Origin of the sequence: Rhizomicrobium palustre (genome assembly GCF_011761565.1) — a bacterium.
In the GTDB taxonomy this organism is placed as follows: Bacteria; Pseudomonadota; Alphaproteobacteria; order Micropepsales; family Micropepsaceae; genus Rhizomicrobium; species Rhizomicrobium palustre.
Genome location: NZ_JAASRM010000001.1, coordinates 809,715 through 824,922 on the forward strand (window position 1 = coordinate 809,715; position 15,208 = coordinate 824,922).

The following is a 15,208-nucleotide window of genomic DNA, read 5'->3' on the forward strand; positions in this document are numbered from 1 at the left end:
AGCCGCATAGGCGACGCGCCGGGACACTACAATGTCCGCCCCGGCAAGACCAAGCCTGCAAAGGCTCGTTAGAACACTGACAGGATTGCCCGCACAACAGCGCGTGGAACCAGCTTGGACAAGCCCAAAATCATGGAAAATTGCCAAGGAAGGACGATATGCCTGCGCCCTTTCGCCAATCTTCGCGCGATAATTGCTGCCGCCTGATCCGCACTGATCAAGAACGGACGCGGTTCATTAAGCGATTGGCTCATCGGCGTATCGATAAAACCCGGCGCAACAAGCGTTACGGCAACACCGTGGCGGCGAAGCCGCAGTGACAGTGCTTGCGCAAACATCTCAAGCCCCGCCTTAGAGCCTGAATAAAGCGGCGCCATGGGCAAGGGAAATGCGGCAGCTACTGAACCGACGAGAACGATGTGGCCCTTTTTGCGCGCCGCCATGGGCCCGGCGACGACATTGGCGCCGATACAGGGCGCAGTGAAATTCACCCCCGCCATCAGCTCGGCATGGCGCGCATCTTGGCCCACTCGGTCCTTAGGAAGGCTGCCGCCAAGACCGGCATTGAAGATGGCAAGATCCAAAGGATGGGCCGCATCCGCCTCTTCGAGCGCGATCACAAATTTGGAATATTCTGTAACATCAAACGCGCGCGTGACCACAGTCGCGCCGCGCGCGCGACATTCTTCGGCCACAGCGGCGAGGCGATCGCCATCGCGACCCCAGAGATTCAGGATTTTTCCGGGGGCTGCGTAATGGCGGGCAAGCGCCGCACCGATGCCGCTGGAGGCGCCCGTGATGAGAATGGAAGCGAAAGTCATGACCCGAAGCGGTTAACGGTTCCGCGTGTTGTGGTTGACAAAGCCATGGCCCCGACCTCTTGTAAAGCCCGGGTGGACCCCAGAACTGAAATCATCGATCGAATATCACGCGTGAACGCCTTAGAGAAATTCACCTTCAGCGCAAACCACCGCGCGGCCGATGGGCCTTTGCGCGTGGTGATCATTGCGACCTCTTACAATTACATTCGCGACGGCGTGGCGCTGACGCTGAACCGGCTGGTCAGCTATCTCGAGCGTCACGGCGTGGAGGTGCTGATCTTCGCCCCCGTGGCCAAGACTCCCGCTCTCAAACATGCCGGCACGCTGATCCCCGTCCCCTCGATCCCGGCGCCTGGCCGCCCCGAATATCGCTGCGCCGCGCCCTTGCCGAAATCGGCACGCGAGAAGATTGCCGCCTTCAAGCCGCATCTGATGCATATCGCCATGGCGCCCGACCTCCTTGGGTATAGCGCGATCAAGTTAGCCAAGAAGCTCGGTATTCCTTTGGTCGCGTCTTATCACACGCGCTACGAAACCTATCTCAAGCATTATCCCGGCTCGAGCATTATCGAAGGCCTGTTGAAGTCCTATCTGAAATTCGCCTATGGCTCGGCGCAGGAAGTCTATGTGCCCAGCCCCTCCATGGTGGATATTCTGCGGGCGGACGGTTTGCGCGATAATTTCAAGCTCTGGCCGCGCGGCGTCGATACAGACCTGTTCCATCCGAACAAGCGCAATAGCGGCTTCCGTGAACGCCATGGCTTTGGGACTGACGATTTCGTCGTCAGCTTCGTCTCCCGGCTTGTGCGCGAGAAGGAACTCGACAGCGTAATCGCCACAGCCAAGGCGCTGGAAGAAAAAGCGGTCCCCCATGAGATGCTGATCGTCGGCGACGGACCTGATCGCGAGATGATGCAAAGCGCGCTGCCGAACGCCATCTTCACCGGCCAGCTCCATGGCGAAGCCCTGGCGGAAGCCTATGCGGCGGGCGATGCCTTCCTTTTCCCGAGCGAGACAGAAACCTTTGGCAATGTCACGCTGGAAGCCATGGCCTCGGGCCTGCCTGCCCTTTGCGCCGATGCCAGCGGCAGCCGCTCGCTGGTACTTGATGGCGAAACGGGCTATCTCGTTGCGCCGCGCGACGTTGAAGGTTTCGCGGACCGGCTTGGCGGGCTTGCCGCCGACACTTCGCTGCGCACAAAAATGGGACGGGCTGCGCGCGCAAGAGCACAGAATTTTTCCTGGGATGATTGCATGGGACGTATGCTGAGCTATTACCAGGCGATTGCCGGTGAGAGGCAGGCATGAAAATCGTCGACATCTCCGAATTCTACTCCCCAACCGGGGGCGGCGTGCGCCAGTATGTCGATCAGAAATTCGCCGCAGCTTCGCGCCATGGCCATAGCCTTTCGGTGATCGCTCCGGGCACGGAAGATCGCATCGAAACGCGCGCAGGCGGCAAGATCATCTGGATCAAGACCCCGCAGCTTCCGCTCGATCCCAATTACCGCATGTTCTGGGGCAAGGAGGCGGTGTTCGCCGCCATCGACGCGGAAAAGCCCGACATCCTGGAAGGCTCCTCGCCCTGGCGCGGCGGCTGGCTGGCGGCCAAATGGCCCGGCAATGCGGTGAAGATGCTGTTCATGCATGCTGACCCGGTGGCGGTCTATCCCCAAACGCTTTTGGCCGGAAAGCTCAGCCCGAAGAACATCGACATGCTGTTCGGCTGGTATTGGGCTTATTTGCGCAATCTCAACAGCCATTTCGATGGCTGCGTGGTGGCGGGTTCCTGGCTCGCCAAACGCTTCCAGCGCTACGGCCTGAAGAACCTGCATGTGGCTCCGTTTGGCGTGGAGACCAGCCGCTTTCATCCAGGCCTGCGCGATGAGGCCTTGCGCACCGAGATGCTGGCACAATGTGGCCTTGGCCCTGACGCCGCGCTGGTGCTGAATGTTGGCCGCCATCACCCCGAGAAGCGCGTTCCCACCCTGATCGAGATCGTGAAGCTGGCGCAAAAGGACCACAAAATCGGGTTCTTCGTGGTCGGCGACGGCTTCATTCACAACACGATCAAAGCAAAGGCCGATACGGTACCGAATGTGCATCTGGCCGGCTGGGTGAAGGATCGAGAGCTTGTCGCCCGCATGCTGGCCAGCGCAGATGTCATCCTGCATGGCTCCAGCGCGGAGACCTATGGTTTTGCGGTGGCCGAAGGGTTGTGCTGCGGCACGCCGGTGGTGGTGCCCGATAGCGGCGGCGCTGCTGATCTTGCCGCGCCTGCCTATGCCGAAACCTATACGCCGGGCGAAGCCGAAGATGGCGCACGGGCGCTTTCAAAAATTCTGATCCGAGACCGTGCTGTGCTCTCGCGCGCGGCAGTGACTGCCGCCCAGGAGCGGATCGGTGATTTGGATGGCCATTTCGACAAGCTGTTTGCCCTGTTCGAAAGCCAGCTCACCAAACCTATTCGCCTGCGTGAACCCGTGATTTGCGAGGATGCGTATGTTTCCCCGGAACATGTTTAAGTCTCTTGCGCTCGCCCTTCTTCTCGCCGTGCCCGCGATGGCCGCGACCAGCAAAAGCGAGGTCAAGGAACTCGACAAGATTCCGCGGCTGCATCCCGAATATCCCCTGCCCGCAGAGCCGAATCAGGTTTTCTACATCGAGCGCTCATCCAACTCGAACACGGTGATTTATGCTGCCAATCTCGACAAGGACGGCAAGCTTCAGAAGGATGAGCCGATCACCGCTTTCTGGCGCTGGTACAATGTCGATGGGCACAAGAAATCGCTGAACTTCGTCGAGCGCATGATGGCCTATGGAATCAAATCGGTGAAGCATGATGGGCCGAACGGCAGCTATAGCTTCAAGGTAGCCGCCATGCCCGAGCGCACGCTCTATATCGGGCTCGATGCCAAGGGGACGCCGGAAGTGTTCACCAAATTCGGCAATCGCTGGGCGACGATTTCCTATATCTACCTGGAAGTCGTCGATAAGGGCCTGATGCCCGATGTGCCCTCACTAGACCTTTTCGGCATCGATCGCGAAAACGGTAAGGCCTTGCACGAGCACATCACCCGGCAGTGATCCGTTTGCGCTGGCGCTCGCAGACATAGAGCACAATACCCGTCGCGGTGAACAAGATCACCGGCACGGTGAAGCCTGCAAAGAGCGGCGGGATGAAGCCGTTCTGGCCCATGATCAGGCAAGCCTTGATGGCGAAATGGGCCATATAGCCACCGAAGACAATACCGATGAGCTGCGGCGCCGAAGTGCCATAAGCGAGGAACAGCATCGCCAGGGAGGCCGCAAGCAAGGCCATGCCCATGGGCAATAGCGCCCCCGCCAAGACCACATAAAGCCGTGTTTCGTATTGGCCATGCGCATCCGGCACTGCATCGGAGGCCGCAAGCTTGGCCAGGACCGGCAGCGGGATATATTGCGGCACCAGATTGTACCAGCTGAGCCATAACGGATCGAGATTGAGCGCGACGACGCGCTCATCGAATGGCTGCATCACCTGACGCCCGGAAATACCAAAACGCGGTCCGCCATTGCTGCCGGCCTGCCAAAACTGACCGTTCAGAAGATGCCAGCGACCGTTTTCATACTGCGCTACGGGTGCGGTGTAGACCTCTAGAATGCGCCCTTCGAGATCGCGCCTGAACAGCGCCACATCATGCAGCACTGGCGGCGGGCCGTATTGAATCTGGGCTTTCAACAAGCCTTCCGGCAAAGCGATCCAAGCGGGTTTGGAGAGCGTGTTACGGTCCAACGTTTCGCCATCACGGCCCAAACGCTCGCGCATCTGAATGCCCATCGAGGCGGGACCGAGCGCTGCATCCATAGTGAAATCGGTGGCCCCCAAAAGCAGACCCAGAAACAGCGCCGGCGCAAGGCATTGAATAGGAGAACGGCCGCTATTCCAGATCAGCATACGCTCGCCCGATTGGGTATGGGCGACCTCGGCCCACAACACACCGATAAAAGTCGCGAAGGGCACCAGCGGCGAGATGATGCCCGGCGTGCGCAACAGCGCGAAACGGGCAATGGCGAGCGTTGCTGAAAACGCATCCGAGCCGGTGGCGGCGATCTGCTGGAATTGCGGCCACAGATCGATGGTCAGCCCGATGGCGAGCAGGATCGACGTGACCGTCAGCACATTGCGGATATAGCTGTTCAGCATATACCAGGTGTGACGGCCAAAGGGCGCCAGCACGATGCGCGCGCTCTTGGTTTTGTTCGCCGTCGGGCTTGTGGTCATGTCTGTGATCATGGGCGGGCCAATTGCGGCTGGGCGAGCTTGGCCTGCTCGCGGTAAATCTCGGCCAGAAGCAACGCGGCCAGAACCGCAGTCACAATCGCAGGTGTACGCAAGGCTCCCCAGGGATCAAGTGGCACAATCACCTTGACCAGCCAAACCGACGTGACGTTCAGACTCATCAGCGCCATGCAGGCGAGCGGCAGCGCAAAATAATTGGTCTTGCGGTTGGTCATGCACACGCAGGCAAGCGCGATGAACGGCGCCAGAAGACAGAGGAAGCTGCGCGACAGGCGCTCACCCAGGAGGCGCATATCCTCGCGATGGCGGGCGTTATCGACATACTGACCTTGCGCGAACTGATCGAAGATCGACATCTCCTCGGCATGGCTGCCACGCGGTTCGAAGGTGAGAAGCTGGTCAGCCATCATCGCTTGGGTCACGTCACCCGACAAAAGCCCCATATGGGAGGTCTTGCCGCCCTCGGCATTCGCGTTTTCACCCGGTGTGGCAGCCGCGAAGCTCTGCGAGGTGAAGCCACCGAGCTTCAAGACGATACTGCCTTGCGCATCCGGACCTTCAAGTCGCGCGTGATCGGCCGTGACGACGCGGAATTTTCCGGGCGCGATGTCCTCATACACAAAGAGCCCGCGCGTCTGATAGGCGTTTGGCCCAGCATTCTTGGCGGCACGATGGGCAGGCGCAAAAGCGACGCGGCCCGGAAACTCATAGAACTGGCCGGTATTGATGCCGGTGCGCAGCGCGCGGAACTCTGCATTGAACAGCAATTGGCGTTCAGCAAAACGCGCGGCGGGATCGAGCACGCCTGAGACCGTAATCGAACCGATCAGCGCCAGCACCGCCACCATCAAGACCAGATTAACGATGTGAAAGGGGCCCGTGCCCGCCGCCACCAATACCAGAAGCTCGCGATTTTCGCGCAGGCGCAGCGTGGTCCAATAGACGCCGACCAGGACCGCAATAGCGAGCGCGAGATCGACCACCTGGGTCGAATTCCACATCAAGAGCACAAAAGACGCGGTGGGGTCTGCGTGATGCTGATAGACGGCGCGGAACACCATCGGAAAGCGCTCGGCCAGGAACACCGCCTCGAACAGCACCATCACCACAAAAACCAGCAAGGCCACACCGCCAAAAAAGCGGCGCGCATAAAGCTGGGCAAAGGGTCCCGCCACGAAACGCAAAACCGAGAGCGCCGCCGAAAGAATCGTGCCCAGGATACCGCTGGCCTTCATATGCGGAACTCCTCACCCAGATAAACCCGGCGCACATCGGGATTATCGACCAGCTCCTCGGGTGTGCCATGGGCAAGAACGCGGCCACTCTCGATCACATAAGAACGGTTCACCATGTGCAGCAGCTCACGCGCATTATGATCGGTGATCAAGACCCCGATGTTGCGGCTGGTGAGCTGGCGGATGAGGGCGGCAATTTCCTCGATCGCTTGCGGATCGACACGGGCGAAGGGCTCGTCCAGCAGCGCGAAGGATGGCTCGCAGGCGAGCGTGATGGCAATCTCGCAGCGGCGGCGCTGCCCGCCAGAAAGCGAACCCACCGCCTGGCGGCGCAAATCGGTAAGATGAAAAAGTTCGAGCAGTTCTTCTGCAATAGCACGGCGGCGTTTGGCCGAAGGTTCACGCACTTCCAGCACGATATTTAGATTGGTCTCCACCGAGAGCGTGCGAGGCACGAAGGTATCTTGCGGCAGATAGGCAATGCCGCGACGCGCCCGTTCGTAAAATGGAGCAAATGTAATCTCGGCTCCATCCAGGCTGATCTTGCCAGCGTCCGGGATGATGAGCCCGGTCAGCATCTTGAAGCTGGTGCTTTTGCCAGCGCCATTGCGGCCCAAAAGACCAACAATCTCGCCGCGCCCCACCTCTAGCGTCACGTCTTCGATGATGCGGCGGCCGCCCAGCGACTTCCTGAGGTGCTGTACGCAAAGCATATCGTGAAGCCGGGCCCTGTAAGAAAGGATTGCGGGATACGGCGTTTAGCAGAACACCGTCGGAACGTCACCCAGGCCGATGGTTTTGATGCCATGCCGCCCGGCAAAATCCAAAAGCCCGGCGAGGCGGTTCAGTATGGCATCCGCCTCGTCTCTGGTGGCGGCATAGGGGCTCAAACCCTCCACGACTTCCACATTATGGAACATGCAGTTGAGGATAATCGGACGCCCCTTGCCCGAATTTACCTCGATTTCCTCCAAAGCGAGGCTTTCCAGCGCCTTCACGCTGGCTTTGGTGGGACGCAGCCAGCGTGGCTCGATCCGCTGCCCAATACCCGGCAACCAGGAGAAAGCCCGCCCCAAAGCTCCGGGGCGGATGGTGACCGGAACCTCCAAAAGCCGAGATGAATTCGGCGAAACCTCTGCCGGGCGTTCGTAAACCGGCCAATAAGGCTGGGTGGAAGCACCGTAAAAACTAACCTCTGGTGCGCCCGCGACCGCCCAATCCTTGAAGGGCGTTACGCTGGAATCGACGCTGTAACCAAGGTCGGCCAGAAAGCCGAGCGAATGAGCCCCGATGCCGAAGCGCCCCGCCCGGAAGGAGCGTGGATTGCTTTTAAACGCGGCGTTGAAAAGCCCTGTTAGCTCGCGCAGCTTTTCGCGCTCCAGCGCAGGCGCGTCATGACACTGAAAAGCGGCCGTCACCTCTGGCACATGGGCGTCCGGACCGACAAACTCCGCATGCAGATGGGTTCCAAGCTCGCACTCGCTTTCGATCACGGCCAAGGCCGACACCGACGCCTCGTCCCGCATCACTTCAGGCGAAAGAAGATAGGTCGGCTTGGCGCCATAGCGGCGAAAGAGCGGGTGCAGACGCTGGATGATGCCGTCGGAGACGGAGGCAAAGGAAAGCGGTTTTTGGGTTTTCCAGCCCGGCCCCTTGTCACATTCGCAATCGATAGAAACGCAAAGAAAGACCTGTTCAGAACCAACGGACATGCTCATGCACCAGCGAAATCTCAGTATGGCTGAAAGCATACTTGAATTCCGCGATGCTGGCACGTTTTGGATCCGGGTCGCCTTCCATGGGAATGCCGCCCATGTCGAAGGTTGTGGCGCCCACCGATTTCGCCCACAAAATCGCATGGGCCATCGGGAGCATCATCTTGTTGAACTTGAAATTCTTGCCCGTAGACGCCCCCAGCGCATAGGTCGCGATACCGCCATGGCGGGTGATGAGAATCACCGAGATGGGCTCATCCTCGAACTCGCTGACAAAAGCGGCGCCGCGTGTGTCGGACGCGAAAAAGTACTCGGCCAGCGCGTCGTACCAGCCTTGCTGCGGCAGGGCTTTGCCTGAAAGGCTCTGCAATTCCTCATGCATGCGGCGGAAAGCGGCCAAATCGGCAGGCACAGCCTTACGGGCCGTGGCGCCAGCACGTTCGGCGCGCTTCACGCCCTGGCGGACCTTGGCAAGGCCCGGTGCGGCGAAAGGATCGGCAGGATCGATGCTGGTCAGGTCGAGCCGCAAGGAACGGGCATGGCGACCCGCGAAACTCTGATGATCCGTAAATCCGAGCGCAGCAAGTTTTTGGCCGACCTCGGCGGGCGCCGTATGCCAATAAGGCATCACCGACAGGCGGGCAATGCCGTGGCGCAAAGTGGCCGATTTCAATGCCTCAAGCACTTCGGGCAGGTCCTCGATGCGATCCACCACAGGCCCGCGTTCGACCTGCGCCAGCGGCAGCGGCACACCTGCGATCTTGGCGCGCAGCACCAGAGCGGCCCCGATCACCCGGCCATTCTTCCTGAGGAGAAAATAATAGGGCGAAACTGGCTTTGCCGCCTCGGCCACGGAGGCCCAGGCACGCGACTGCGAATAATGACCCGCACGGGCCTTAGTGACGAACTCGTCGTAATCGCGCGCATCCATAGGGGAAAGCGCCGCCGCAAAACTCGCCTCAACCGCGCTTTCGCGTCCCCTTAGGCCAATCCTGGAGAGATCTAAAGTGGTATCCATTGGGCAGGCCCTGTGATGCGTGTTGAAACGCACACTGCCGCCCAGCCGTCGCAGCTTTTTGTAAGTACGGGGCCGAATTGTCCTAACTTGTGTTAGATCGGTCAGGCTGGGATGATTTAATGTTCCCTTGGTGTTCCGCTGCTGTCGCGCGTACAAAGCCTGGCCAAGCTGCCGCAACCCTTAGGACATTGTTGACCGCAGGCCGTAATCTCGCCCATTACCCGGCTGCGCTTTCGGGCCGGAACTCGGTTTAGGACTAAATGCTTATGAGTGCCTTATGGCAACGTTAGTGACGGGCGGTTGCGGCTATATCGGCTGCCACATGGTTTTGGCGCTGCGCGACCGCGGGCTTCCCACCGTTGTGATCGATAACCTCGCCACCGGCTTTGCCTGGGCTATTCCCGCAGAGGTTCCCTTTATACAGGGCGACGTGGGCGACGGGGCGTTGCTGGACCAGATCATCCGCGAACATCAGATCGAGGCTATCATCCACTTCGCGGCCTCCAGCGTGGTGCCCGACAGCGTGGCCGACCCGCTTGGCTATTATCTCAACAACACCGTCAAATCCCAGGCGCTGATCGCGGCAGCCGTGCGGGGTGGCGTGAAGACTTTCGTGTTCTCCTCGACCGCCGCCGTTTATGGCAATCCGGAAATCGTGCCCATCCCGGAAGACGCGCCCTTAAAGCCGCTCTCACCCTATGGCGCTTCCAAGGCCATGACCGAGCAGATGCTGGCCGATACCGCCAAGGTGCATGATTTCCATTATGCGGCCTTGCGCTATTTCAACGTCGCGGGCGCAGATCCGCAGGGGCGTGTTGGCCAATCCACGTTGAAGGCTTCGCATCTCATCAAAGCGGCCTGCGAAACCGCGCTGGGCCAGCGTGAGGAAATGAAGGTCTTCGGCACAGACTTCGACACACCGGACGGCACAGGCGTGCGCGATTACATCCATGTTTCGGATTTGGTCGAAGCCCATCTCGATGTGCTGGAATATCTGCGTGCGAATAAAACAAATCTGATCGCCAATTGCGGCTATGGCCGGGGGTTTTCGGTGCTGGAAGTATTGGCTGCGGTAGAGCGCGCGACAGGGAACAAGTTTCCTGTTCGCTATGCGCCACGGCGCGCAGGCGATCCGGCCATGGCCGTAGCAGCATCCGACCATTTGCGCGCGACCACCGGCTGGACGCCGCGCTGGAACGATATCGACGCCATCGTCGCCCATGCGCTGGCTTGGGAACGCAAGCTCAAGGACAAACGCTGAGCATGGCGCGCCTGAAAATCCTGCATGTGGTGGTGGCAGGCGCTGTGGGCGGCGCCGAACGCTTCCTCGTCAATCTCGCCACGCGGCCAGAGGTGTCCAAGGCCGATCACGCCATCGCGTTGATGACGCCAAACCCAAAACTGCGCGTGCTTTTTGTGGATGCAGGCATCAAAGTGTTTGACCGCGGCGCGGTACGGGAAAATCCTTTAGCCACGCTCTGGCGCAGCTTTGGTCCCGCCGACCTTGCCTGGCTGAGCGCAATTGTGACCAAGCACAAGCCGGATGTGCTCCATTGCCATACCTATGGCTCGCATATGCTCTCAGCGCGAGCGGGACTTCGCTGCGGGGTTCCGGTTCTGCGCACCGAACATGGCACACGCCATTATCGCGATCCCACCTGCGGGATTTACCGGCATTGGGCGATAGAGCACACCACGGCGATTGCGGCGGTAAGCGCCTATGTGGCCGGGTTCGTGGCGGAAGCCGCGCCCGAAGCCAAAGACAAAATCCGCGTTGTCCTCAACGGTATTGATATGGCCCGGTTTCAGCCGGTACCGCCGCCGCAACAAGGCCCCTTCACCTTCGCAGCGATCGGACGGCTTGATCCGGTAAAGCGGCTTCAGATCGCCATCGCCGCCATGGCGCATGTGCCGGAGGCTCATCTCATTCTGGCCGGAGATGGTGGCGAGCGTGCCAAGCTTGAAGCGCAAGTGCGGAGTTTGGGCCTGGAAAGTCGCGTACGCTTCCTCGGCCATTTATCGGACCCGCGCTCGGCGATCACCGCTTGCGATGCCCTGATCAACACCACACGCGCTGAAGGCCTGCCCTTGGCAGTGCTCGAAGGCGCCGCCATGACACGGCCGACGCTTGGTTTTGCGGGCGGCGGCATGCCGGAAGTGGTGCAGCCTAATGAGACCGGCTGGCTGGTGCGAGATGATACGCCAGAGGCCTGGGCCTCTGGCTTTCGTGAAGCTGCGCAAAGCCGCGAGATCGCCGCGAAATTCGGTGCCGCGGCGCGGCGCTTTGTGGAAAACCGCTTTGACCTCGAGCTTATGTGTTCCCGCTATGGCGCCCTTTACCGGGACTTGACGCCAGCGTCCCATTCTTTCCAACCCGCGTGATCTTGATGACTGAAATGACTTCCTCGCCCGCGACCGCTGAAAAATTGCGTGTCCTCTTCATCAATGACACCTCGCGCAATGGCGGGCCGGGACGCACCATTCTTTACATCACCAAATTCCTCGACCCCGCTCGCGTGCATCGCAGCATCCTGATCCCGCGCGAGGGCATCGTCTCCAAGCGGCTGATCGCCAACAACGCTGGCGAAGTGGTATTTCATGAGCCCGGGCTGATCGAGCATCCCTTCGAGCCCTTATCGCGCAATATGGAGCGCGAGGATTTCGACGCACCGCTGCCGATGAAAATTGCACGTACGATTGGCAATGTCGGACGCGCGATTACTGGCTTTGGCCGCTTAGTGCGCCGCATCAAGCGCGAGAAATATGATCTCATTTTCTGCAACGGCACCTCTGCTGGATTTCTGGGCGGTGCGCTTGCGGCCGTAACGGGTGTACCCGCCATCTGGCATGTGCTTTATCCCAACGTGCCCAAGCCGGTGCGCCGTTTGCATCAGCGCCTTGCCGCCAGCAAACATGTGAAGTTGATCATCTGCGTTTCCAAACCTTGCGAGACGCAATTCGATCATTGCCGCGAAAAAGTGGCCGCGATCCAGACCGCGCTCGATATAGAGGAATTCGATAGTGCAGGCGTGGAACCGGCGTTGCGCAAAGAGCTGAAACTATCCGACGACATCGTGATTTTCGGCAGCCATGGCCGCATCGTGCCGCGCAAGGGCTATATGGAGATGATCCGCGCCGCCAAGATCATGCACGACCAGCTTTCAGACGAAGAACGCGCGCGCTGCCGCTTCATCGTTCTTGGCGATACCCCGCAGGATATCTGGCCCGATCATCTTTCCGAATGCCGCGCCCTGGTGACCGAGCTCGGCCTCGACGGATTCTTCGACTTTATCGGCTTCCGTGCCGATCCCCGCGCCTATGTTGCTGATCTCGATGTCGCCGTGGTTCCGAGCGTGTACCCTGATCCCCTGCCCCGCGCGGTGATGGAATCCATGGCGATGGGCAAAGCCATTGCCGCCTTCGCGATGGGCGGCATCGCCGAAATGATCAATGACGGCGTGGAGGGGCGCCTCTTCAGCGGCGAACCGGCGGATGTTGCAGGCTTGGCAGGCGCGTTCCTGGAGTATTTCCGCAGCCCCGAAATGCGCAAGGCTCATGGCGCAGCGGCGCGGGCGCGCATCGAGAAGGATTTCGATTCCCGCAAACACGCGCTGAAACTCCAGGCCGAGATGTTCCGGGTGGCGGGCCGTTAAGCCCGCCATTCGAGGTTAGACCGGAAGCTTTTCTTCGGTGGTGAAGGCCGCAGCGAAAGCATGGATGGCGAAGGCCAGATCCTCCGCACCCGCCATTTCACGCGCCGAATGCATGGCGAGCATGGGCGAGCCGACATCAATGCCGGTGATGCCCAGCACGGTGGTCATGATCGGGCCAATGGAGCTGCCGCGGCCATGATCGCAGCGATAGCGGAAGCGCTGCAGCGGCACGCCCGCTTTTTTGCAGGTGAGCGAGAACCATGCCTCGGCACCCGGCGCGATGGCGTAATTACCCATGGCACCACTCTTCAGCGCGAGGCCCTTGTTCAGCTCGGGCACGGTGACGGGATCGGTGGCAGACACAAACGCCGGATGCTCGCTATGGGCCATGTCGGCGCTGATCACCACTGAGCGGGCCTTGGCGCGCCAGATGTCTTCTTCCGCCGTGCCGGAGGCCGCCACGATGCGATGCAGGATACCGTCCATGGTGTTGGATTGCGCGCCGGTATGGGTTCGGCTGCCGATCTCTTCGGAATCATAGAGCGCGATGGCGTTGGTCCAAGACGTAGGCGCGGGGTTTTCAATCAGCGCCGTCAGGGCGGTGTAGCAGGAGAACAGATTATCGAGGCGCTGGGCGCTGATGAGGCGACCGTTCTCGCCCACCAGCTTGGGCTTATCGGTGGTGTTCAGTTCAAGATCGAAGCTCAGGATGGGACCGGGATCGCGACCCAGCTTTTGCGTGACCGCGTTGTGGATGAGATCAAGACCCGCGGTTTCGCCATCACCCACGACAATCGCAAAATCTTTCTCGCGCTCGAAAGTATAGGTGTCGCTGCCCTTATCCTGGCGCAGATGAATGGCGAGAGAGACCGCACGGACCGGCAATTCGTCCAAATCGACCAGCACACGTTCGATGGCGGTCTCGCCGCAATAGAGCGCGCCGGTGAGTTTCAGATCGCGGTCGAGCCAGGTGTAAAGCAGCGGACCGCCATAAATCTCGGTCGTAAGGCAGCGCAAGTTTCGCGACTTCATATCCGGGCGGGGACGAACCTTTAGGACCGGGCTATCGGTATGGGCGACAATGATGCGCACACCCTCTTCCGCCGCGCTGGCAAGGCCCTGACGCCATGCCAGGATCGCCTTGCCGCCACGCACCACGAAATAGCCCTTGCCCGGCTCAAGCTGCCAGCGCGCACTCTCGGCGAGTTCGGTGAAGCCTGCCGCTGTTAACTGCGCCGCGCACTCGGCAACGGCGTGGTAAGGCGAGGCAGATTTTTCGAGGAAAGCAAGAAAGCGTTCAGGATACACGCTGGGCCTATCATGAAATGACGGGCCAGTTTTACTCCAAGCCCGCCACGGTTCAAGGCTCGGTGAAAAAGGTGCCTCCCGGCAGATGCCGGGAGGCGAGGAGGATTACTCTTCGAATTTCAGGTTTTTCGAGAAAAACGGCAGAACATGGTTCTGCATCCGGTCAGCCACGTTGGAGACGTGATCGCCGCTGTAAATTTCGAAGCTGTTGGCAATGCCATAGCTATCGAGGATGCGGTGATATTCCTCCGCATCGGTCTTAAGCCCGTCCTGATCGCCAACATCGATCGCCATGGCTTTGTACTTGCGCAAGTTCGCGGCGTTCTGATCGATCAAGGCGAGCGGAGAATTGGCCGCCATGCGCGCCAGAACCGAAGGCACAGGCACGCCATCCTTGGTGGGGAGATCGAGATAGAAGGGCGGGTCTTTTGGATTGGGCGCCCAAGCGGCAGCCGTCGCGAAAGAGGCCTGGGTCATGAAATCGAGACCCTCGGTTTTGCCCGCAGCCTTAGCTGCTTCGAGCTTCTTGGCCATTTCCGTCGGAGGGGCCGCGCGCATGGAAAGGCAGCACGGGCTCATCGCATAAAAGGCCGCATAAAGATCGGGATGGCGCATGGCAATTCGGAGGGTGCCATAGCCACCCATCGAATGGCCCGCAATGCCGCGGCTTTCGCGTTTGGCAATGGTGCGATAATGGCCGTCGATATAGCTGACCAGATCTTTGGTCATAAAGTCTTCCCAGAAGCCGGTGGTGACCGATTGGGAATACATCGAACCATTATGCACGGTATGCGCACTGGCGATGACGATAATCATCTCATGAGTGCCGGTAGCGAATGCCCCTTCAATGGTTTGCGGGGTCTTGATTTCGCCCGTCCAGCGTTCCGCGGTCAGGGTATAGCCATGCAAGGCGTAAAGCACAGGATAGTGCTTGTTCGGATTCTTGGCATAGCTCGGCGGCAGATAGACGATGACATCGCGGTCAGGTGAATTGCCTTCGAGATTTCCTTCCAGCGACACCCCATGCACCTTGATGCGCTCGACGGTAACCGGCGCAGCCCCTGGCACTGGCGGAGGCACCACCAGCGGCGGCTTTTGCGCCGGTTGTGCCAGGCTCTGCGGGGCCAATCCGGCGCCGAGCACAAAGCTCAGCGCCGCAATGGTTAGAAAACGCAT

At 60.0% G+C, this 15,208-nt stretch carries 14 protein-coding genes; 6 read left to right on the top strand and 8 right to left on the bottom strand.

Annotated elements, in window-relative coordinates; translation table 11 throughout:
* Nucleotides 1-68: 68 nt before the first annotated feature.
* Nucleotides 69-821 carry an SDR family NAD(P)-dependent oxidoreductase gene (locus FHS83_RS03490; protein WP_167080939.1) on the bottom strand — a complete coding sequence of 251 codons (753 nt, stop codon included), beginning with the start codon at nucleotides 819-821 and terminating at the stop codon, nucleotides 69-71.
* Between the two features lie 111 nt (nucleotides 822-932).
* On the opposite strand from FHS83_RS03490, the gene FHS83_RS03495 reads away from it, so the two are divergent.
* The 3 genes from FHS83_RS03495 to FHS83_RS03505 are packed head-to-tail and all read left to right on the top strand — an operon-like array spanning nucleotide 933 to nucleotide 3,908.
* Nucleotides 933-2,129 carry a glycosyltransferase gene (locus FHS83_RS03495; protein WP_208414204.1) on the top strand — a complete coding sequence of 399 codons (1,197 nt, stop codon included), beginning with the start codon at nucleotides 933-935 and terminating at the stop codon, nucleotides 2,127-2,129.
* Nucleotides 2,126-3,346, top strand: a complete 1,221-nt coding sequence (locus FHS83_RS03500; RefSeq protein ID WP_167080943.1) for a glycosyltransferase — start codon at nucleotides 2,126-2,128, stop codon at nucleotides 3,344-3,346. Before FHS83_RS03495 ends, FHS83_RS03500 begins: the two co-directional genes overlap by 4 nt.
* The gene (locus tag FHS83_RS03505) at nucleotides 3,339-3,908 is read left to right on the top strand and encodes a DUF4833 domain-containing protein (RefSeq protein WP_167080945.1); all 570 of its coding nucleotides are present in this window, start codon (nucleotides 3,339-3,341) and stop codon (nucleotides 3,906-3,908) included. The genes FHS83_RS03500 and FHS83_RS03505 overlap by 8 nt, the downstream gene beginning before the upstream one ends.
* Here FHS83_RS03505 and FHS83_RS03510 read toward each other — a convergent pair.
* The 5 genes from FHS83_RS03510 to FHS83_RS03530 are packed head-to-tail and all read right to left on the bottom strand — an operon-like array spanning nucleotide 3,895 to nucleotide 9,071.
* Nucleotides 3,895-5,085 (bottom strand): LptF/LptG family permease, encoded by a 1,191-nt coding sequence (locus FHS83_RS03510; protein WP_167080949.1) that lies wholly within the window; start codon nucleotides 5,083-5,085, stop codon nucleotides 3,895-3,897. The two genes, FHS83_RS03505 and FHS83_RS03510, sit on opposite strands and share 14 nt — an antisense overlap.
* Before the next feature lie 8 nt (nucleotides 5,086-5,093).
* On the bottom strand, nucleotides 5,094-6,338 hold the full coding sequence (locus FHS83_RS03515) for an LptF/LptG family permease (protein WP_167080953.1): 1,245 nt from the start codon (nucleotides 6,336-6,338) through the stop codon (nucleotides 5,094-5,096).
* Entirely contained in the window at nucleotides 6,335-7,051 is a 717-nt protein-coding gene (lptB, locus tag FHS83_RS03520) for an LPS export ABC transporter ATP-binding protein (protein ID WP_167080956.1), read from the bottom strand. Before lptB ends, FHS83_RS03515 begins: the two co-directional genes overlap by 4 nt.
* A 45-nt stretch (nucleotides 7,052-7,096) precedes the next feature.
* Nucleotides 7,097-8,050, bottom strand: coding sequence for a polysaccharide deacetylase family protein (locus FHS83_RS03525; RefSeq protein ID WP_167080960.1), 954 nt, complete (start codon nucleotides 8,048-8,050; stop codon nucleotides 7,097-7,099).
* Nucleotides 8,034-9,071 (bottom strand): lipid II:glycine glycyltransferase FemX, encoded by a 1,038-nt coding sequence (locus tag FHS83_RS03530; protein ID WP_167080962.1) that lies wholly within the window; start codon nucleotides 9,069-9,071, stop codon nucleotides 8,034-8,036. Before FHS83_RS03530 ends, FHS83_RS03525 begins: the two co-directional genes overlap by 17 nt.
* 277 nt (nucleotides 9,072-9,348) lie before the next feature.
* Here FHS83_RS03530 and galE point away from each other — a divergent pair, with 277 nt between their 5' ends.
* From galE to FHS83_RS03545, 3 genes are read left to right on the top strand one after another with little or no spacing between them, the layout of a single operon-like run.
* Nucleotides 9,349-10,332 (top strand): UDP-glucose 4-epimerase GalE, encoded by a 984-nt coding sequence (gene galE, locus FHS83_RS03535; RefSeq protein WP_167080965.1) that lies wholly within the window; start codon nucleotides 9,349-9,351, stop codon nucleotides 10,330-10,332.
* A gap of 2 nt (nucleotides 10,333-10,334) precedes the next feature.
* Entirely contained in the window at nucleotides 10,335-11,453 is a 1,119-nt protein-coding gene (locus FHS83_RS03540; protein ID WP_167080968.1) for a glycosyltransferase family 4 protein, read from the top strand.
* Nucleotides 11,454-11,458: 5 nt separating this feature from the next.
* Nucleotides 11,459-12,724 carry a glycosyltransferase gene (locus FHS83_RS03545; RefSeq protein WP_167080971.1) on the top strand — a complete coding sequence of 422 codons (1,266 nt, stop codon included), beginning with the start codon at nucleotides 11,459-11,461 and terminating at the stop codon, nucleotides 12,722-12,724.
* Nucleotides 12,725-12,739: 15 nt separating this feature from the next.
* On the opposite strand, the gene FHS83_RS03550 is transcribed toward FHS83_RS03545, so the two are convergent.
* The gene (locus FHS83_RS03550) at nucleotides 12,740-14,032 is read right to left on the bottom strand and encodes a M18 family aminopeptidase (RefSeq protein WP_167080974.1); all 1,293 of its coding nucleotides are present in this window, start codon (nucleotides 14,030-14,032) and stop codon (nucleotides 12,740-12,742) included.
* Nucleotides 14,033-14,137: 105 nt separating this feature from the next.
* A complete protein-coding gene (locus FHS83_RS03555) occupies nucleotides 14,138-15,208 on the bottom strand; it encodes an alpha/beta hydrolase (RefSeq protein WP_167080976.1) in 1,071 nt (356 codons plus the stop codon).

Coding starts and splice junctions, on each gene's coding strand:
- FHS83_RS03490 (WP_167080939.1), bottom strand. CDS start 821: ATGACTTTCGCTTCCATTCTCATCACGGGCGCCTCCAGCGGCATCGGT.
- FHS83_RS03500 (WP_167080943.1), top strand. CDS start 2,126: ATGAAAATCGTCGACATCTCCGAATTCTACTCCCCAACCGGGGGCGGC.
- FHS83_RS03505 (WP_167080945.1), top strand. CDS start 3,339: ATGTTTAAGTCTCTTGCGCTCGCCCTTCTTCTCGCCGTGCCCGCGATG.
- FHS83_RS03510 (WP_167080949.1), bottom strand. CDS start 5,085: ATGACCACAAGCCCGACGGCGAACAAAACCAAGAGCGCGCGCATCGTG.
- FHS83_RS03515 (WP_167080953.1), bottom strand. CDS start 6,338: ATGAAGGCCAGCGGTATCCTGGGCACGATTCTTTCGGCGGCGCTCTCG.
- lptB (WP_167080956.1), bottom strand. CDS start 7,051: ATGCTTTGCGTACAGCACCTCAGGAAGTCGCTGGGCGGCCGCCGCATC.
- FHS83_RS03525 (WP_167080960.1), bottom strand. CDS start 8,050: ATGTCCGTTGGTTCTGAACAGGTCTTTCTTTGCGTTTCTATCGATTGC.
- FHS83_RS03530 (WP_167080962.1), bottom strand. CDS start 9,071: ATGGATACCACTTTAGATCTCTCCAGGATTGGCCTAAGGGGACGCGAA.
- galE (WP_167080965.1), top strand. CDS start 9,349: ATGGCAACGTTAGTGACGGGCGGTTGCGGCTATATCGGCTGCCACATG.
- FHS83_RS03540 (WP_167080968.1), top strand. CDS start 10,335: ATGGCGCGCCTGAAAATCCTGCATGTGGTGGTGGCAGGCGCTGTGGGC.
- FHS83_RS03545 (WP_167080971.1), top strand. CDS start 11,459: ATGACTGAAATGACTTCCTCGCCCGCGACCGCTGAAAAATTGCGTGTC.
- FHS83_RS03555 (WP_167080976.1), bottom strand. CDS start 15,208: ATGCGTTTTCTAACCATTGCGGCGCTGAGCTTTGTGCTCGGCGCCGGA.